The organism is Brevibacterium sp. LAARM3_SD1 (assembly GCF_057364765.1).
On the sequence record NZ_JBNFOL010000032.1, the window covers coordinates 1 to 17,962 of the forward strand.

17 protein-coding genes are annotated in these 17,962 nt (G+C 64.6%); 9 read left to right on the forward strand and 8 right to left on the reverse strand.

All coding sequences use genetic code 11. The features are described 5' to 3' along the window. Positions 1 to 300, forward strand: a 300-nt coding sequence (locus AC2W7L_RS15240) for a DUF4442 domain-containing protein (protein WP_486005115.1), incomplete at its 5' end; no start/stop codon positions are given. Positions 301 to 334: 34 nt separating this feature from the next. Here the strand turns inward: AC2W7L_RS15240 and AC2W7L_RS15245 are convergent. After that, positions 335 to 895: a maleylpyruvate isomerase N-terminal domain-containing protein gene (locus tag AC2W7L_RS15245; protein WP_486005116.1), complete on the reverse strand. Its 561-nt coding sequence runs from the start codon at positions 893 to 895 to the stop codon at positions 335 to 337. A gap of 226 nt (positions 896 to 1,121) precedes the next feature. On the opposite strand from AC2W7L_RS15245, the gene AC2W7L_RS15250 reads away from it, so the two are divergent. The 5 genes from AC2W7L_RS15250 (at position 1,122) to AC2W7L_RS15270 (ending at position 6,094) form a co-directional block, all read left to right on the forward strand. Beyond that, the gene (locus AC2W7L_RS15250) at positions 1,122 to 1,868 is read left to right on the forward strand and encodes a DUF5058 family protein (protein WP_167196195.1); all 747 of its coding nucleotides are present in this window, start codon (positions 1,122 to 1,124) and stop codon (positions 1,866 to 1,868) included. Positions 1,869 to 1,877: 9 nt separating this feature from the next. Then, positions 1,878 to 2,615: a hypothetical protein gene (locus tag AC2W7L_RS15255; protein ID WP_486005117.1), complete on the forward strand. Its 738-nt coding sequence runs from the start codon at positions 1,878 to 1,880 to the stop codon at positions 2,613 to 2,615. A gap of 107 nt (positions 2,616 to 2,722) precedes the next feature. Next, the gene (locus tag AC2W7L_RS15260) at positions 2,723 to 3,964 is read left to right on the forward strand and encodes an amidohydrolase (RefSeq protein WP_486005118.1); all 1,242 of its coding nucleotides are present in this window, start codon (positions 2,723 to 2,725) and stop codon (positions 3,962 to 3,964) included. Then, entirely contained in the window at positions 3,961 to 5,394 is a 1,434-nt protein-coding gene (locus AC2W7L_RS15265; RefSeq protein WP_486005119.1) for an amidase, read from the forward strand. The genes AC2W7L_RS15260 and AC2W7L_RS15265 overlap by 4 nt, the downstream gene beginning before the upstream one ends. Before the next feature lie 184 nt (positions 5,395 to 5,578). Beyond that, entirely contained in the window at positions 5,579 to 6,094 is a 516-nt protein-coding gene (locus AC2W7L_RS15270; protein WP_486005120.1) for a ferritin, read from the forward strand. Positions 6,095 to 6,263: 169 nt separating this feature from the next. Here AC2W7L_RS15270 and AC2W7L_RS15275 read toward each other — a convergent pair whose 3' ends face one another. Beyond that, complete coding sequence (locus AC2W7L_RS15275) at positions 6,264 to 7,196, reverse strand: AEC family transporter (RefSeq protein WP_486005121.1); 933 nt, start codon at positions 7,194 to 7,196, stop codon at positions 6,264 to 6,266. Positions 7,197 to 7,278: 82 nt separating this feature from the next. On the opposite strand from AC2W7L_RS15275, the gene AC2W7L_RS15280 reads away from it, so the two are divergent. Beyond that, entirely contained in the window at positions 7,279 to 7,749 is a 471-nt protein-coding gene (locus AC2W7L_RS15280; protein WP_167196178.1) for an Hsp20/alpha crystallin family protein, read from the forward strand. A 145-nt stretch (positions 7,750 to 7,894) separates the two neighbouring features. Here the strand turns inward: AC2W7L_RS15280 and AC2W7L_RS15285 are convergent, their stop codons facing one another. Further along, complete coding sequence (locus AC2W7L_RS15285; protein ID WP_486005122.1) at positions 7,895 to 8,629, reverse strand: class I SAM-dependent methyltransferase; 735 nt, start codon at positions 8,627 to 8,629, stop codon at positions 7,895 to 7,897. Positions 8,630 to 8,759: 130 nt separating this feature from the next. On the opposite strand from AC2W7L_RS15285, the gene AC2W7L_RS15290 reads away from it, so the two are divergent. Beyond that, a complete protein-coding gene (locus AC2W7L_RS15290; RefSeq protein WP_486005123.1) occupies positions 8,760 to 10,019 on the forward strand; it encodes an aspartate aminotransferase type Ic in 1,260 nt (419 codons plus the stop codon). Between the two features lie 124 nt (positions 10,020 to 10,143). Here AC2W7L_RS15290 and AC2W7L_RS15295 read toward each other — a convergent pair whose 3' ends face one another. Genes AC2W7L_RS15295 through AC2W7L_RS15305 form a run of 3 tightly spaced genes read right to left on the reverse strand, consistent with a single transcriptional unit; the run spans position 10,144 to position 14,949 of the window. Next, positions 10,144 to 10,998 (reverse strand): 3-hydroxybutyryl-CoA dehydrogenase, encoded by an 855-nt coding sequence (locus AC2W7L_RS15295; protein WP_486005124.1) that lies wholly within the window; start codon positions 10,996 to 10,998, stop codon positions 10,144 to 10,146. 50 nt (positions 10,999 to 11,048) lie between these two features. After that, entirely contained in the window at positions 11,049 to 11,555 is a 507-nt protein-coding gene (locus tag AC2W7L_RS15300) for a peptide deformylase (RefSeq protein ID WP_486005125.1), read from the reverse strand. Then, positions 11,548 to 14,949: a pyruvate carboxylase gene (locus AC2W7L_RS15305; RefSeq protein WP_486005126.1), complete on the reverse strand. Its 3,402-nt coding sequence runs from the start codon at positions 14,947 to 14,949 to the stop codon at positions 11,548 to 11,550. Before AC2W7L_RS15305 ends, AC2W7L_RS15300 begins: the two co-directional genes overlap by 8 nt. A 177-nt stretch (positions 14,950 to 15,126) precedes the next feature. Between AC2W7L_RS15305 and AC2W7L_RS15310 the strand changes: the two genes are divergently transcribed. Beyond that, entirely contained in the window at positions 15,127 to 15,972 is an 846-nt protein-coding gene (locus AC2W7L_RS15310) for a ParA family protein (RefSeq protein WP_167196161.1), read from the forward strand. 218 nt (positions 15,973 to 16,190) lie between these two features. Here the strand turns inward: AC2W7L_RS15310 and AC2W7L_RS15315 are convergent, their stop codons facing one another. Further along, positions 16,191 to 16,772, reverse strand: a complete 582-nt coding sequence (locus AC2W7L_RS15315) for a MerR family transcriptional regulator (protein WP_486005127.1) — start codon at positions 16,770 to 16,772, stop codon at positions 16,191 to 16,193. A 242-nt stretch (positions 16,773 to 17,014) separates the two neighbouring features. After that, positions 17,015 to 17,860 carry a lysophospholipid acyltransferase family protein gene (locus tag AC2W7L_RS15320; RefSeq protein WP_486005128.1) on the reverse strand — a complete coding sequence of 282 codons (846 nt, stop codon included), beginning with the start codon at positions 17,858 to 17,860 and terminating at the stop codon, positions 17,015 to 17,017. Positions 17,861 to 17,962 lie beyond the last annotated feature (102 nt).

A 17,962-nucleotide genomic window follows, 5' to 3' on the forward strand; every position in this document is an offset into this window, starting at 1 on the left:
CGAGTCCGGCCTACCTCATCAGCGCGATCGAGTCGTGGCAATATGGCCGAAGTCGCCGCCGGCGTCATGACGGAAGCGACCGTGCCGCCCACTCACCGCTGGATCCCGGCGGGAATGACTGTGCAATACAACGCCAAGGCCAGCAAAGGGCCGGTCACGGCTGTCACCCGACTTGAAGAGATCCCCGAATTCGGCGAGGAGAAGTTCGACCTGGTCGTCCCTGTCGATGTCCTCGACGCGAATGGCATCGCCTTCGTCACCGCACACATCACCATGTACATCTCACCGAAGAAGAAATAGAGCACCGGCGCTCTCTGCGCCCATGCCCTTCCGCTCACCGCCCGGAGAGTCGCAGCACCCGCTGGGCGTATGAAGCCCCATCGCCGCTCGAGCGCGGCGGCTCGTATCCGCCTAGGGCCCCGAGGGTGATGATGAGCTCGCCGAGTTCGACGTAGATGAACTCAGCGAGCTCTTCGTCGATGGGCCAGTCGCAGCCGATGCCGCGTGCGAGATCCGCGGCATGGAGCGATAGCTCGAGGATGCGCATCTGGACAAGCTGCTCCCCCGGGATGTTCCCGATCCGGTGAGCCACCAGCGCTGTGAGATCGCAGGTGTCCGCACGTGACCTGAATGTGCTCTCGTGCGTCCAGAATGACTGGATCATGTCATCGCCGAGATGGTCGAGTCCCCTTACGGCCTCGACCTCGGCGGTGCTCGCCTGCCCCAACAGCTTCGTGTATCGGACTCCCCCGCCGATGAGGTGATTGATGAGCTCCGCATTCGTCCAGTCGTCGGCACCGCTCGTGAGATTCAGGTCCGTCTCCCGCACGCGCTGGAGCGTTGCGACCCAACAGGCTTCCGCGCGATCGAGTTGCTCTGCCGTTGCTGCATCCATGCCATCAGCCTACGTCGACTGGTCTCCGAAAAGCGGCGTCCTCACCAACGGGACAGAAGTCGGCTATCGCCGTGATCAGTCTCGCGAAATGAGAACTTCTCTCCAACCTATGGTCCCTGACCGTTCGGTCAGTATAGGTTTGTTCCTGCGCAGAGACTGATGGTATACCATACCTGCCCTGTCGGTCTGCGTCTCTGCAACTCGACAATGAAGTGAGGAGCTGACCATGCCTATGGCCAGCGGTTCGGCCGACTACATCGGCCTCGCAAATGCCCCCATACTCTGGATACTCGCGATGGCGGTGATGGGCGTCGTCGTCGTGCAATCGCTCATCTATATGACCGCGGTGAAGAAGAACGCCGAGTCCGCGGGAATGAGCCAACAGGAGGTCCGTTCGGCTTTCCGTGCCGGCGGTGTCGCCGCGATCGGACCATCTCTGTCGGTGGTGCTCGTCGCCATCGCCCTGCTGCCGCTGTTCGGCACTCCCCCTGTCATCGTCCGCGTCGGACTCATCGGATCCGCCGCCACAGAAGTGGCCTCTGCCTCCCTGGCCGCAGGCACCATGGGTGCGAACCTCGGCGATGAGACCTTCACTCGCGGAGTCTTCATCGTCGCTCTCATGGCGATGAGCCTCTCGGGAGCAGGCTGGATGATCTCCACCCTCATCCTCACCCCGGTCTTCAAGCGCAGCTCCCACAAGCTCGAGAAGGTCAATCCTGCGCTCATGTCGATCATCCCGGGCGCTGCACTGCTCGCAGCCTTCGCGGCCCTGACCTTCCGCGAATTGCCGAAATCGCCGACCCACGTCATCGCCGTCATCGTCTCGGCAGTGGTCATGAGCATCTGCCTGCTGCTGGCCAAAACACTGAAACAGAATTGGCTGAAGGAATGGGGCCTGGGGTTCTCCCTGCTCATCGGCCTCGTCGCCGCCTATTTCGCCCACTACGCCGGTCTCGGACTGCCCGAAGCCTGAGGAGAGACCATGTCATCGATCATCACATCACCCTCACACGCGGCCTTCGAACGCACCACCAGCCGATGGGGTTCGATCACGCTGTTCATCGGATTCCTCATCGCCACCTCGGTGCCCTTCTATCTGCTCTTCGTCGCGGACGCGAACATCAATTTCGGGGAGATCCTCAAGGGATTCCTCGCCGTGTTCGCCGTCTACGGAGTCTTCTACATCGTCGAACCACTCACCTACTTCCCGATCCTCGGGCCTGCCGGCATGTACCAGGCGTTCATGATCGGCAACGTCTCGAACAAACTGCTGCCCTCGGCGATCGTCGCTCAGGACACGATCGGCGCGAAGCCGGGCACCCGCAAGGGCGAATACGCGGCGACGATGGCGATCTGCGGGGCCGCGATCATCCACGTCGCCTCGATGGTCATGTTCGTCGGCATCCTCGGCACGTGGCTCGTCACCCTCGTCCCCGAGCCGGTCACCCTCGTCGCGAAGCTCTACATCCTCCCGGCCATCCTCGGCGGTGTCACCGTCCAGCTCATCGCCTCTCTCAGGCAGCTCAAGTCGACGCTCATCGCGCTGGGCATGGCGGCGCTGGTCATTCTCGTCCTCGTGCAGCTGGTTCCCGTGCTCGCGCCCGGAGACGTCGCGATCGTCGTGTTCCTGACCATCCTCATCACCTGGTTCACCCGCAACAAATCGGTCACGGACAAGCGGCCCGACAGCGACGGCACCGATACCGTCGGCATCAACTGACGAACACTGCCGACAACCGATTGCGGTGGGTGCTCGACTGCCGAGACTCACCCCCGCATTCGACGAATCCTGCCAAGATGAGACCAGACCACTGCTGAAAGGACATCATGTCTCTCAACCCCGCCATCCGCGCGTCGATCAGTGCCGATCTCGACCAGACGATCGCCGACTACAAACACTTCCACCGCACTCCCGAACTGTCGATGCAGGAGACGAACACCGCCGCCGAGATCGCCTCCCGGCTCCAGTCCCTCGGCCTCACGACCCACACCTTCGGCGGGACCGGAGTCGTCGCCGTGATCGAGAACGGCGACGGACCTGTCATCGGCTACCGGGCCGACATCGACGGACTGCCGATCAGCGAGGACACCGGGTACGACTACGCCTCCACCGCGGACGGCACGCTTCCCGACGGGGAGACCACAAAGGTCATGCACGGCTGCGGCCACGACACCCACATCACCGTCGGGCTCTACCTCGCCAAGCACCTCGTCACGCACAGGGATCTGTGGTCGGGGACCGTCGTCATGCTCTTCCAACCCGGTGAGGAGACCGGCCAAGGTGCGCGCGCAATGCTCGACGACGGACTGTGGGATCAGATCGTGCGTCCCGAGGTCATCTTCGGCCAGCACGTGTGGCCCGGAGCAGCGGGGCACCTCTACGTCAGCAGCGGCACCGCCATGGCGATGTCCGACTGCCTGCGTGTGACCGTCAAGGGCAAGCAGGCGCACGGCTCACAGCCGGAGAACGCGATCGACCCGATCGTCCTCGGCGCCTATATGATCACCCGCCTCCAGTCGGTCGTGTCACGCGAGATCTCCGGTCGCGATATGTCCGTGGTCACCGTGGGCACCTTCCACGGCGGACTCAAGGAGAACATCATCCCCGACTCCGCCGAGTTCAAACTCAATATCCGCACCTTCACCGAGGAGGTCCGCGAAGTCGTCCTCGACCGTGTCCGCCGCATCATCGTCGCCGAGGCGCAGGCGTCTGGGGCACCGGAACCGGAGATCGAGGAGATGTATCGATTCCCGCGCTGCTTCAACGATCCCGAGGAGACCGAGTCGTTCCTCACCCATGTGGGAGCCGAACTCGGTACCGAGCAGGTTCATCTGTCCGAGCCGGCTACCGGCAGCGAGGATGTCGGAGCCTTCGGCGATGACATCGGAGTCCCGTACGTGTACTGGTTCTTCGGCGGCTACTCCCCCGCGAAGTTCGCCGACGGGCAGACTCCGCCCGGGAACCACTCCCCGTATTTCGCCCCCGACGATGTTGAGACCACGCTCGAGACCGGCATCAGAGCCGCCCTTTCTGCAGTGCTGAGCAAGGTCGGAAAGGACGGCGCATGAGCGAGGAGATGCTGTGGTGGTCGACTCGTGAACTGGCGGCCCGGATCGCATCCAAGGAGGTCTCGGCGCGAGAGGCGCTGCAGGTCCACCTCGACCGCATCGACGAGGTCAACCCTGCCCTCAATGCCGTCGTCACCCGTGACGACGAGGCCGCCTTCGCCCGGGCCGCAGACGCCGATGCCGCGACAGCTCGCGGAGAGAGCTACGGTGCCCTGCATGGGGTGCCGATGACCCATAAGGACACTCACGACACCGCGGGAATGCGCACGACCTGGGGTTCGCCGCTCATGGCTGATCGCGTACCCGAAACGGACGCGCTCATCATCGCCCGACTCAGGGCCGCGGGGATCACGACGACGGGCAAGACGAATGTGCCCGAGTTCGCGGCCGGCTCGCACACCTTCAACGAGGTGTTCGGGACGACGGTGAACCCGTACGACCGGACGAAATCGGCATCGGGATCCTCCGGCGGGGTCGGGGCGGTGCTCGCGGCCGGGATTCAGGCCTCCGGAGACGGATCGGATATGGGCGGATCGCTGCGCTCGCCGGCATCGTTCAACAACGTCGTCGGATTCCGACCGAGCAACGGCCGCATCCCGCACGTTGCCCCGGGCAATCCCTATGCGTGGCTGTCGCAGAGCGGGTTCATGGCCCGTACGGTCTCCGATGTGGCGCTGCTGATGTCCGTGGCCTCCGGTCCACATGCCTCGGCGCCGGGATCGATCCCCGAGTCGGGCGGAGTCTTCGACCTGCCGGAATTCGCCCTCGAGGCTGACCGCTCCCCCGACCTCACCGGTCTCCGGGTCGGGTTCAGTCCCGATCTGGACGGACTGCTGCCGGTCGAGACAGAGGTGAAGGACATCGTCGCCTCCGCCGCTCAGGTGTTCGGCCGCCTCGGCGCGCATGTGGACGACGAGATCCCGAACCTCATCGACGCCGATGAGGTGTTCAATGTCCGTCGTGCCCTCGACTTCGTCGGTTCCTGGGGCGGGCTGTATGAAGCCCACCCCGACAAGATCAAGGAATCGGTGAGGTGGAACATCCGCATGGGCCTCGACTTCACCGGTGCCGAGGTGGTGTCCGCGGAATCCGCACGCACGCGCTTGCACGGTGAGATCGACCGCTACTTCGCCGGACACGATGTCCTTGTGCTCACCACCTGTCAGGTCCTGCCGTTCGATGCCGACATCGAATACCCGACGCAGATCAACGGGGTGCCCCTGAACAACTACCTCGATTGGATGCGGGCACTGTGCCTGATCTCGGCAACCGGGTGCCCGGCGATCTCGGTGCCGGCCGGCTTCTCGGACTCCGGTCTGCCGGTCGGTGTGCAGATCGTGGCGAAACCAGGTGCTGATGTCGAGTTGCTCCGAGTTGCGCATGCCTTCGAAGCCGCAACCGGCCACCACGCGCGGCATCCCGTGTTCTGAGCGGTTCTCGCAAGCGGTTCTCGCAACAGGGTTCGCTTCGGCACGGAGGGCAGGGAAAGGCAGGTATGGCAAACCTGGGCAGAGTTTGCCGAGCCTTTCCACACTGGAACCGTTCTAGAAAAGGTGTCAGGATATTGTCTAAGCAGGCGGAATGGATCCGCCTCGAACCGCAAAGGAGTAAAAGATGCACCTGAGCCCCGCAATGCAGAAGGTCCTCAACGAGCAGGTCACCCTCGAACTCGAAGCCTCGTTGGTCTACCTCCAGCTCTCCATCCAGCTCGACGATCTCGATCTGCCCGGAATGACGCGCTGGATGCGCGCCCAGTCCGAAGAAGAGCAGGTTCACGCCGCCAAGTTCACTCAGCACTGCCTCGACCGCGGATTCGCCCCTCAGATCGGTGATATCGCCGCTCCGAAGGTCTCCGGTTCGCAGCCGATCGACTTCTTCAAGGCCGCACTTGCGCACGAGGAGAAGGTCTCCGAGTCCATCCGGAACCTCTACCGCACCGCTCAGTCCGAAGCCGACCTCGACGTCCTGCCGCTGCTCCACTGGTTCATCGACGAGCAGGTCGAAGAGGAGTCGAGCATCTCCGAGATCATCGGTCGCCTCGAGCGCGTCGGCACCGACGGAGCCGGCGTCCTGCGCATCGATTCCGAGCTCGGCTCGCGCCACCCCGATATCACCGCCGACAGCGAGTGACATCTGCAGATTGACCACTTCGGCTCCGCGCTCATCTCCAGCGATATGAGCCGATTGGGACTGCGAGGCGAGAACTCAGCGGCCGATCCCATCACGGGGTCGGCCGCTGTGATGTCTGGACCGGACCGGCGGCAGGGAGACGTGCGCGGTCGAACAGGAGGCCTCGTGCTCAGCCGAGAACGGACTGTGCGATGAGGAGCACGACCGGCAGAGTCACGAGCATGACGACGGTCTGGCCGGCGATGAGGGCGGCCATGAGCTTCGCATCTCCCCCGAGCTGCCGGGCCATGACATAGCCGGAGCTCGCCGTCGCGATCGATTGGAAGAGCAGTCCGACCAGCGCCGGCACCGTCGGGAGGTCGACGATGGACAGTGCTGCCAGTGACAGTCCCGGCAGCACGAGCAGCTTGATGAGCGTCGAGGTGACGATGGCCCTGGCGTGGGCACGCATGGAGAACGTCTGCAGACCGGCGCCGACGCACAGCAGACCGATGGGCAGCGAGGCGGCTGCCAAGGGATCGAGGACTGTCGCCGCCACATCCGGCAGGCCCAGACCGGTGATGTTTACTGCGGCTCCGGCGACACAGCCGAGCACCAGCGGATTCGTCACGATCGCCCGCAGCAGCGCGAGCAGCGAGGTCGGCCCCGTGCGCAGGAACTCGAATCCGAGGCTCGAGATGACATTGACCGTGGGGACGAGGATTGCTGCGACGATCGCGGCCACGGCGCTGCCTTCGGACCCGAACAGACTGCCGGCCAGGGACAGACCGATATAGGTGTTGAACCGGACCCCGCCCTGGAGTACGGAGGTGAAGGCGGGGAGGTCGCGGGCGATGACTCGGCGGGCCAGGACGATGCCCACGGATACGATCACAGTGGGGATGACGAGCGCCGCTGCCAAGCGCGCGAGCGGGACATGGGCCACGTCCACCTCGGCGACGGAGGTGAAGAGGAGCACCGGAAGGAGACAGTAGTACGCGAGCTTCTCCGCACCGGACCAGAACTCCGAACTCCGAAATCCCGGCAGCCGCTTCAGCACGAGGCCGAAGGCGATGAGCACCGTGACGGGAAGAAGGGCGAGGAGTATCGGAACCAGGCTCACAGACTGAGAATTTCATGAGTTTGGAATCATTTCAAAGTTGAGTGTGTTTGACTCAATGTAGGACCCGAACGAAAGGAAGCACATGGCTACACGTTTCGACCCCATCCGTGACCTCGACCGATTCTTCTCCGAGGTGACCCGCACTCCGAATGCCACCACCCTGCCGATGGACCTCTACCGTGACGGTGAAGTCTTCATCGCCCGCATCGACATGCCAGGAGTCGATCCGAGCAGCATCGATGTCGACGTCGAGGACCGCACGCTCACCGTGCGTGCCCGTCGTGAGTCCGAGGTCGCCGACAAGGACGTGAAGTGGCTGACCAGGGAACGCACCAACGGCACCTACGCCCGCCAGCTCACGCTCGGCAATCGGGTGGCCCTGGATCGCATCCGCGCCGACTACAGCGACGGCGTCCTCACGCTGACGATCCCCGTCGCCGAGGAGGCTCGCCCCCGGAAGATCTCAGTCTCGCACGCTTCCGGACAGACCACCCCCGAGGTGGTCGAATCCTCCACGTCGGACGAGCCCCACTCCCCCGGCGTCGACAGCTGACAACGGCGCCGGGCTCCGGCGCACCTGAGTGAAACGAGGATCGGACTCCGCTCCGACACTCGGACGCTGACAGCGGGCCGCACCCCTATTCGGGTGCGGCCCGCTTCGTTCGTTCGGCACCGTTCGAGTTCAGTGGCGTTGATGATCAGCGCCGTTCGAGGAGGTAGGCCAAACACATATAGGGCAGATCTACCGTGTCCGGAACCGGATGTTCCACTCGCAGATACTCCCGCAGATTCGATTCGACTCGGGCCCGCGTCTTCTCATTCGAGCGCAGCCAATAGGAACGCGTCCGAGCCAGGTCGACGATACCGTCGACGGACAGTTCAGTGGCGAATTCCACGAGCGTGTGGTCGATGAGGGTCAGTCCGGCTCCGGGCTGGGGCCGGTACTGCGGCCGGTACACATCGCCGGCATGCATGATCCGGCTCAAACGGAGCACCCAGTCGACGCGGACATCGAGTTGGTTGATGAGGATGAGGAGCCGACCTCCGGGTTTGAGGATGCGGGCCGCCTCGGCTGCGGCACTCGCTTCGTCGAACCAGTGCCAAGCCTGCGCGACGGTGACGAGGTCGAGGCTCTCCGCCTCCAGGCCGGTGTCCTCAGCGGTGCCGACCACGGTGGGAGCAGGATTGCGTTCGAGCGCGACCGCGTCGGGATCGACGGCGATGACTTCGGCGCCGAGGTCGCGCAGCCGGCGGCTGAGGATCCCGGTTCCGGCCCCGAGGTCGCACACGCGCAGATCGGACCATTGCCGGTCCCAACCGGCAAGCGCCAGATCGAGTGCCGCGTCGGGATAACCGGGGCGCACCTCGTCATAGACCCCGGCCTGGACGCCGAAACTGCGTCCGTGGGCGGGCTGCGCGCGTGGTCGCACCATCGTGATTCTGCCTTTCACCAGGTCTGCAGCGGTCGTCCTGGCGACCGCTGCAGACCACTCTAGCGTCGTCGCCGATCAGCGAGTCGATAGGATGGAGTCAACGGCCCGTTCCCAGCCCTGAGGAGTCAGCATGTCCGCACCGTCCGATCTCCAGTCCAAACTGGATGAGGCCTCCGCCGCCTATGAGGAATTCGCCTCGCGCGGCCTCGCTCTCGACATCACTCGGGGCAAGCCCGCCCCGGAGCAGCTCGACCTCGCCGCCGATCTGCTCACCGCCGTCAGCGGCGATGACTACCTCACTCCCGGTGGAGTCGACACTCGCAACTACGGCGGTCTCGATGGGCTCATCGAACTGCGGGAGATCTTCGCCCCGCTGCTCAAGGTGCCGGCCGAGCAGCTGCTGGCCGGAGGCAATGCCTCGCTGACGTTCATGTCCCAGGCGCTGACCTTCGCACTCCTGCACGGAACGGCCGTCGACGATCGTCCGTGGGGTCAGGGTCCGCATAAACTGCTGTGCCCAGTGCCCGGGTACGATCGGCATTTCACCCTGGCCGAATCCCTCGGGTTCGAGCTGCTGACCATCCCGATGGACGAGGAAGGTCCGATCGTCGCCGAGGCGCAGCGTCTGGCCGAAGACCCGGCGGTCAAGGGCATGTGGCTGGTGCCGATGTATTCCAATCCGACCGGAATCACCATCACCGGGGCCCGAGCGCGGGAACTCGCGGCTATGCCCACCGCGGCACCCGACTTCGCGCTGCTGTGGGACAACGCCTACGGGGTGCACCATCTGCGTGAGAACCACCCGGACAATCTCGACATCCTCAGCCTGTGCGCCGAGGAGGGCCATCCCGAACGAGCCTGGATCTTCGCCTCGACATCGAAGATCACCCATGCAGGAGCCGGAGTCTCGTTCTTCGCCGGCGGCCCGGCCACGGTCGATTGGATGCGTGCGAACCTCGGGAATGTTGCGATCGGCCCCGACAAGATCAACCAGCTGCGCCATGTCCGGTTCTTCTCCGACACCGCCGGGGTCGAAGCACATATGCGCAAGCACGCCGAGATCATCGCACCGAAATTCGACGCCGTGCTCAAGGCGCTGGAGGATGGACTCGGAGCGGACGAACTCGCACAGTGGACCTCACCCGACGGCGGTTATTTCATCACTCTGACGACGATGGAGGGCATCGCCGATCGAGTCGTCAAACTCGCCGGAGAGGCCGGAGTGAAGCTGACACCGGCCGGAGCCACTCACCCGTACGGACTCGACCCGCACAACAACGTCATCCGCATCGCCCCGACGATGCCGACCCTCGACGAGGTCGAACTCGCGGCCCAGGGGCTCGTCGCGTGTGTGCGGCTGGCCAGCTACGAGAAGCTGTTGGCCGGCTGAACTTCCCATAACCTGCAGACAGAGACATGCCCGCCCCCGAATCATTTCGGTTCGGGGGCGGACCTGTTTGTGCCCGGTATTTCGGCCGAGACGTCGACTCTGCCGAAATCACTGCCGATTCGGCTCAGTATTCGTAGAAGCCGCGACCGGACTTCACACCGAGCAGACCGGCGTCGACCATGCGGGAGAGCAGGATCGGCGGCTTCGCGGCCGGATCACCGGTCTCCTCATACATGCTCTCTGCGGCATAGAGGCAGGTGTCGAGACCGACGAGGTCGGCGAGCTTGATCGGACCCATCGGGTGGGCGCAGCCGCCGACCATACCCGCGTCGATGTCCTCCTTCGTGGCGGACCCGGCCTCGAGCATCCTGACGGCGCTGAGCAGGTACGGGATGAGCAGGGCGTTGACGATGAATCCGGGCCGGTCATCGGCCTGGATCGGGTTCTTGCCGAGCACATCGGCGACGAAGGTGGTCACGATGTCGCGGACATCCTCGGCGGTGAGCACCGAGGAGACGACCTCAACCAGCGGCTGCACGGGTGCCGGGTTGAAGAAGTGGACACCGAGCACACGTTCTGGACGCGAGGTCGACTGGGCGAAGCGGATGATCGGCATCGACGAGGTGTTCGATGCGAGGATCGCATCCGGGTCGGTGACGACCTTGTCGAGTTCGGCGAAGATCGACTTCTTGATGTCTTCGTTCTCACTCGCTGCCTCGATGACGAGCTGACGGTCGGCGAGATCGCTGATATCGGTGGTGAACCGCAGCCGGCCGAGCGCCTCGTCGCGGGCAGCGGCATCGAGTTTGCCCTTGTCCACGGCGCGGGCGAGGGACTTCTCGATGCGGGCACGACCGGCGGCCGAGGCCTCCTCGTTGATCTCGCGGACGATGACGTCGAGGCCGGACTTCGCCAGCACCTCGGCGATTCCGGCTCCCATGAGTCCGCTGCCGATGACGGCGGTGCGCTGGATGCTCATAAATTTCTCCTTCTCAAGTCAGATTGGTCGATGGTGTGCGATTTGATCGGCTAGGACATCCGGGCGAGGAACCAGTCAGCCGAGCGGATCGCCTTCATGGCTTCCCGCCGGCGCTCGGCGGGCAGGGTCTGGATGTAGACCTGCCCGTCGAGGTGGCCGACTTCGTGTTGGAGCATCTGGGCGAAGACTTCCGTGCCTTCGATCTCGATCGGCTGATTCTTCGCATCCACCCCGCGCACCCGAGCAAATTCATAGCGCGGGGTGGGGAAGAACAGTCCCGGGACGGACAGGCAGCCTTCTTCGATATCGCGCAGCTGCCCTCCGACCTCGACGATCTCCGGATTGATGACATAGCCGGTGCGACCGTCGAGGTCGTAGCCGAAAGCCCGCAGACCGACTCCGATCTGCGGGGCGGCGACCGCCGCACGGCCCTCGGGCCGTGCGGTGTCGACGAGGTCGGCGGCGAGTGCTTCGACGTGATCGTCGAATACAGTCACCGGCTCACACTTGCTGCGCAGCACCGGGTCGCCCCACAGCCGGATCTCGCGTTCAGGCATCGATCACCACGACGAGGTCTCCGCCTTCGAGCTGCTGGACGTCGGCGATGGCCACACGCGAGACGGTTCCCGCCGTCTGCGTGGTGATCGTCGCTTCCATCTTCATGGCTTCGATCGTGGCAACGGTATCGCCGACGGCGACCTTGTCGCCCTCGTGGACCTGCATGGTCACGACACCGGCGAACGGGCTGCCGACATGTCCGCTGTTGTTCGGATCGGCCTTCTCCGCGGTCTTGACCTCGCTCTCGACCGACCGGTCACGCACCTGCAGCGGACGCAGCTGTCCGTTGAGGGTGAACATGACCGACCGCATTCCGCGCTCGTCGGTTCCGCCGATGGCCTGAACGCCGATGAGCAGGTTCTTGCCCTTCGCCAGCTCGACTGCGTGCTCTTCGCCGCCGGTGAGTCCGTAGAGGTACTCGGAGGTCTCGACGACGGAGAGGTCACCGTAGTTCGCGCGCATCGTCTGGAACTCCTTCGTCGGTCCGGGGAACAGCAGCTCGTTGAGCTTGTCCTTCCGGTCCCGGCCGGGAGTCTCCAGAGCCTGCGCATCCGCGGGCTCGAGGTGTTCGACGAGCGGCTTGGCGGAACGACCGGCGAGAGCCTTCGTACGGAACGGCTCCGGCCATCCGCCCGGAGGATCGCCGAGGTCGCCGTTGAGGAATCCGATGACCGAGTCCGGGATGTCGAACTTGTCCGGGTTCTCCGCAAACTCCTCCGGTGAGACTCCGGCACCGACGAGGTGGAGGGCCAGATCGCCGACGACCTTCGAGGACGGGGTGACCTTGACGAGGTGGCCGAGGATCGAGTCGGCGGCCGCATACATGTGCTCGATGTCTTCGAACCGCTCCCCCAGACCCAGTGCCACGGCCTGCTGACGCAGGTTCGACAGCTGGCCGCCCGGGATCTCATGGCGGTAGACGCGACCCGTCGGTCCCGCGAGTCCCGACTCGAAGGGTGCGTAGAGTTTGCGCACCGACTCCCAGTAGGGTTCGAGGTCGCTGACGGCGCTGAGGCTGATGCCGGTGTCGCGTTCGGTGTTCTCGAATGCGGCGACGAGGGCGGAGAGGCTCGGCTGGCTCGTGGTTCCGGCCATGGCCGCCGAGGCGGCATCGACGGCATCGGCACCCGCCGCGGCCGCAGCATAGAGGGTGGCCAGCTGTCCGCCCGCGGTGTCGTGCGTGTGGACGTGGACGGGCAGGTCGAAGCTCTCCCGCAGAGCGGTCACGAGCTTGACCACAGCGGCGGGACGCAGCAGTCCGGCCATGTCCTTGATGGCGAGCACATGAGCGCCCGCATCGACGATCTGCTCGGCCAGGCGCAGGTAGTAGTCGAGCGTGTAGAGCTCTTCCTTCGGATCGAGGATGTCCGAGGTGTAGCACAGGGCCACCTCGGCCAGTGCCGTATTCGTTCCGCGCACGGCCTCGATCGCCGGGCGCATCTGCTCGACGTCGTTGAGAGCATCGAAGATGCGGAAGATGTCGATGCCAGTGCGAGCCGCCTCATCGACGAAGGCGTCGGTGACCTCCGTCGGGTACGGGGTGTAGCCGACGGTGTTGCGTCCGCGCAGGAGCATCTGCAGGTTGATGTTGGGCACCGCTTCGCGCAGAGCCTCGAGGCGTTCCCAGGGATCCTCCCCGAGGAAACGCAGCGCCACATCATAGGTGGCACCGCCCCACGCCTCGATGCTCAGCAGCTCGGGCGTCATCCGTGACACGTGGCCGGCCACGGCGAGGAGGTCACGGGTGCGCACGCGGGTGGCGAGCAGCGACTGGTGGGCGTCGCGGAACGTCGTATCGGTGACCGCCAGAGCGGTCTGCTCACGCAGTGCGCGGGCGAAGCCCTCGGGGCCGAGTTCGGCGAGGCGGTCATGGCTGCCCGCAGCAGGAGCAGCGGAGAGATCGATGTTCGGCAGCTTGTCGCCGGGACGGATGCGCAGACCCGGTTCGCCGTGGGGACGGTTGACGGTGACATCGGCGAGGTAGTCGAGAAGCTTCGAGCCGCGGTCGGCGCTCACACGGGCGTCGAAGAGCTGCGGGCGCTCTTCGATGAAGGAGGTGGACAGGTCGCCGGCGACGAATGAGGGATCGTCGAGGACGGCCTGCAGGAATCCGATGTTCGAGGACACACCGCGGATGCGGAACTCCGCGAGGGCGCGCTTGGCACGGCCGACGGCCTGAGCGAAGTCGCGGCCACGGCAGGACAGCTTCACGAGCATCGAGTCGAAGTGAGGGCTGACGGAGGCACCGGCGTGGACCGTTCCGCCGTCGAGGCGCACGCCTGCACCACCGGCAGAGCGGTAGGCGGTGATGGTGCCCGTGTCCGGACGGAAGGAGTTCGCGGGATCCTCGGTGGTGATGCGGCACTGCAGGGCAGCACCCTTGATGCGCATCTCGTCCTGGCGCAGGCCGATCTCCTCGAGGCTCTCGCCGGCGGCGATGCGCATCTGCGACGCGACGATGTCGACGTCGGTGATCTCCTCGGTCACGGTGTGTTCGACCTGGACGCGCGGGTTCATCTCGATGAACACGTGCTTGCCGGCGCGCGGACCGTCGGTTTCGAGGAGGAACTCCACGGTGCCGGCGTTCTGGTAGCCCAGCGCCTTCGCGAACTTCAGGGCGTCTGCGTGGAGGGCGGCAGCGATCTCGGGATCGAGGTTCGGTGCCGGGGCGATCTCGACGACCTTCTGGTGACGGCGCTGCACCGAGCAATCACGTTCGAACAGGTGGATGGCGTTCGAGTCGTTGTCGGCCAGGACCTGGACTTCGATGTGACGGGGACGCTGCACGGCCTGCTCGATGAAGACCGTGGGGTCGCCGAAGGCACCTTCGGCTTCGCGCATCGCGGCCTTGAGAGCGTCTTCGAGGTCCGATGCCTGCCCCACGCGACGCATTCCGCGTCCGCCGCCGCCGGCAACGGCCTTGACGAAGAGGGGGTATTCCATCGATTCGGCATCGGCGAGCAGCTGCGCGATATCGGCCGAGGGGCGGGTGGAGTTAAGGACCGGGATGTCGGCATTTCGTGCGGCGGCCAGTGCCTGGACTTTGTTTCCGGCCAGTTCGAGCACATCGGCCTTGGGCCCGATGAAGGTGATTCCCGCTTCGGCACAGGCGCGCGCCAGGTCGGGGTTCTCAGAGAGGAAGCCGTATCCGGGGTAGATGGCGTCGGCGCCGGATTCCTTCGCCACCCGCAGCATCTCTTCGACGCTGAGGTAGGCGCGGACTGGGTGACCCTCCTCACCGATCATGTAGGCCTCGTCGGCCTTCATGCGGTGTTCGGAATTGCGGTCCTCATAAGGGAAGACTGCGACGGTGGAGGCTCCGAGCTCATAGGCGGCACGGAACGCGCGAACGGCGATCTCTCCGCGGTTGGCCACGAGAACTTTAGAGAACATAGGTGTCTCTCACTTCTGTATCGGCCGCACTGGGCGACTGTTCGACAAGCTGTCGGAAACATACTCTACTCAGTGACCTGGAACACCTCTGCGACCGGGGGGTCGACTTTCGACTGAGACGTGAGTCTCGGCGTGGTCGGCACGGCTCGGCAGCCGCCGATACGTTAACGTAGGAGAGTGCTTGTCCTAAGTATCAGCAGCCTCAAAGGCGGAGTCGGTAAGACATCCGTGACGCTCGGTCTGGCCTCGGCGGCCTACAACAGGGGGATTCCCACCCTGGTCGTCGACATGGACCCGCAGGCGGACTCGTCGACCGGCCTCGATGTGCCGACCTCGACGCGTGTCGACATCGCCGATGTGCTCGCTGCTCCGAAGTCCCAGAAGATCCTGTCCGAGGCGATCATCCCCTCCGGGTGGGTCGGCGACAGGCTCGGCCACCTCGATGTGATCTCCGGTTCTCCGCGTGCCGCAGAATTCGATCGGCCTTCGCTGTCCGAGCGTTATCTGCGCCGGCTCGAAGATGCGCTGTCTCGGATCGCCAAGGGCTACCGGCTCGTCCTCATCGACTGTCCGCCCAGCCTCAACGGCCTCACCCGTACAGCGTGGTCAGCGAGCAACCGAGTCGCGGTCGTGACCGAGCCAAGTCTGTTCTCCGTCGCGGCTGCCGACCGTGCCCTGCGGGCAACGGATGAGCTGCGGCAGCGTGGCGCTTCCGACCTGCAGCCGCTCGGCCTGGTCGTCAACCGGGTGCGTGCCGGTTCGACCGAACATGACTATCGCATCCAGGAGATGCGTGAGATGTTCGGTCCGCTCGTGCTCAATCCGCCTTTGGCCGAACGTGCCGTCATGCAGCAGGCTCAGGGTTCGGCACGTCCGATCCATTCCTGGCCGGGCAAGCCCGCCGAGGAAGTCGCCGGTTCATTCGACGCTCTCCTCGAACGCGCACTGCGTTCGGAGAACATCCGCGGCCGGCGTGGTGCCGCCCCGGCGAAGAACGGTGCTCAGCAGCCCGAGAAGAAGTGAGACTCTCACCGCCGCTCCCCCAGCAGCGATTCGACTGCCCGTCGCGAACTCAGGTTCGCGGCGGCAGATCTGTTTTCGGATGAAGATCGACCGTGATCCTGAGCTGTGCGAGATCCATCCCCTACTGTCCGAGATCATCAGGTCCCTGATGCGAACCGAGGCGGTCCGCTCGGACTGAGCGGACCGCCTCGGTGGTGGTGTGAGTTCTCTGTCGGCTGTCAGCCGGACTTGCGTGCGCGACGGGCGGCGAGTTCGTCCATGGCCTCGAGTGCCGCATCGTCTTCGAGGATCCGTTCGCTCGGGAACTCCGAAAGCGAGCCTTCGACTTCGTTCCAGACGCGACCGACGGCGATGCCGAAGACGCCCTGCCCGCCCTGGAGGAGGTCGACGACCTCATCGGGTGAGGTGCACTCGAAGACGCTGGCACCATCGGACATGAGGGTGATCTGGGAGAGATCCTCGACGCCGCGGGAGCGCAGGTGCTCAACCGCTGTGCGGATCGACTGCAGTCCGACGCCGGTGTCGAGAAGTCGCTTGACGATCTTGAGAACGAGGATGTCACGGAAGCTGTACAGCCGCTGGCTGCCGGATCCGGTCGCATTGCGGATCGACGGGGTCACCAGATCGGTGCGTGCCCAGTAGTCGAGGCGACGGTAGCTGATGCCGACGACCTTGCAGACGGTGGGACCGCGGTAGCCGGCCTCTTCATCGAGTACGGGCAGATCATCATCGAACAGCAGCCCTTGGGCTGCTGACGGCATCGGCGTCACGTCGACGCTTTCATGACTTGAGCGGTTCACACCGACTCCTCCTTAAAGTCCCTGGGGGAAGCGAAGGTCGCTTGGAAGGACCGAGAACATAGTCATTCTAGCTCTCTTCCCAGCGAACCTACAGTGGGATTCAACAACTCCAAGTTATTCTGCCGTCCCGGCCAGGACAAACACCTCGAGGTAACAATTTCCGCGTGTCGCCGTTACCGCAGTATTCGAACATGTCACATGGATGTCTTTCAGGCGTCTCGGAGCGGAAAGCGGCGGGTCGTTCAGGCCGAGGTCGACGGGTTCTCACTGCCGGATTCAGGCTCGTTCCGGTCCGTTGAATCCTGCTGCGCCTTCGTCGCACCTTTGCCCTTCGGAGCGTCCTTGCCCTTCGCCGCATCCCGGCCCTTCGCGGCGTTCTTCTCGGATTCCGACTTCTTCGGCTTCGCGCTCGTCAGCAGCTTCGTCTTGACCGTCGACGCGTAGGTGTCGACGTACTCCTGTCCGGACAGGCGCATGATCTCGTACATGATCTCGTCGGTGACGGACCGCAGCATGAAGCGGTCGACCGGAAGGCCCGAATACTTAGAGAAATCCATCGGTGCGCCGAAGACCACTCCGACACGCCGGAGTTTGGGGACGAGGCGACCGGCAGGCTGCAGCTTGTCCGTGCCGATGATCGCCACGGGAACCACGGGGGCACCGGATTCGAGGACGAGACGCGCGATGCCGGTGCGTCCCCGATAGAGCTTGCCGTCGGGCGAGCGAGTGCCTTCGGGGTAGATGCCCAGCGAGTTGCCTTCGCGCAGGACCTTGAGCCCCGATTCGAGCGAAGCCTGCGATCCCGAGCCGCCGCCGCGATCCATGGGCAGCTGGTTGTTGAGCTTGAAGAACCAGCGCGTCACTGCGCCCTTGATGCCGCGGCCGGTGAAGTAGTCCTTCTTCGCCAGGTACACCACGGGGCGCGGAGCAAGCAGCGGGACGAAGATCGAGTCCATGAAGTGATTGTGGTTTCCGGCGATGATCGCTGGACCTTCGGCCGGCAGATTGTCCAGGCCGCGCACCCACGGACGGAAGAGGATCCGCAGGATGGGTCCGGCGAGGACTCGCTTGAGAAACCAGTAGAACACGCGCACCCTTCCGACTACGACTCTTTGTCGTCCTCGGCAATCATATATCGACACGAACCGTGAACAGCGAAGTCCGTCGACGACACATCCGTGCCATGCTGG

Bases quoted from the DNA above. Each gene is read 5' to 3' on its own strand.
- AC2W7L_RS15260 (WP_486005118.1), top strand. From the start codon at position 2,723: ATGTCTCTCAACCCCGCCATCCGCGCGTCGATCAGTGCCGATCTCGAC.
- AC2W7L_RS15280 (WP_167196178.1), top strand. From the start codon at position 7,279: ATGGCTACACGTTTCGACCCCATCCGTGACCTCGACCGATTCTTCTCC.
- AC2W7L_RS15295 (WP_486005124.1), bottom strand. From the start codon at position 10,998: ATGAGCATCCAGCGCACCGCCGTCATCGGCAGCGGACTCATGGGAGCC.
- AC2W7L_RS15245 (WP_486005116.1), bottom strand. From the start codon at position 895: ATGGATGCAGCAACGGCAGAGCAACTCGATCGCGCGGAAGCCTGTTGG.
- AC2W7L_RS15305 (WP_486005126.1), bottom strand. From the start codon at position 14,949: ATGTTCTCTAAAGTTCTCGTGGCCAACCGCGGAGAGATCGCCGTTCGC.
- AC2W7L_RS15290 (WP_486005123.1), top strand. From the start codon at position 8,760: ATGTCCGCACCGTCCGATCTCCAGTCCAAACTGGATGAGGCCTCCGCC.
- AC2W7L_RS15270 (WP_486005120.1), top strand. From the start codon at position 5,579: ATGCACCTGAGCCCCGCAATGCAGAAGGTCCTCAACGAGCAGGTCACC.
- AC2W7L_RS15285 (WP_486005122.1), bottom strand. From the start codon at position 8,629: ATGGTGCGACCACGCGCGCAGCCCGCCCACGGACGCAGTTTCGGCGTC.
- AC2W7L_RS15255 (WP_486005117.1), top strand. From the start codon at position 1,878: ATGTCATCGATCATCACATCACCCTCACACGCGGCCTTCGAACGCACC.
- AC2W7L_RS15250 (WP_167196195.1), top strand. From the start codon at position 1,122: ATGCCTATGGCCAGCGGTTCGGCCGACTACATCGGCCTCGCAAATGCC.
- AC2W7L_RS15300 (WP_486005125.1), bottom strand. From the start codon at position 11,555: ATGCCTGAACGCGAGATCCGGCTGTGGGGCGACCCGGTGCTGCGCAGC.
- AC2W7L_RS15265 (WP_486005119.1), top strand. From the start codon at position 3,961: ATGAGCGAGGAGATGCTGTGGTGGTCGACTCGTGAACTGGCGGCCCGG.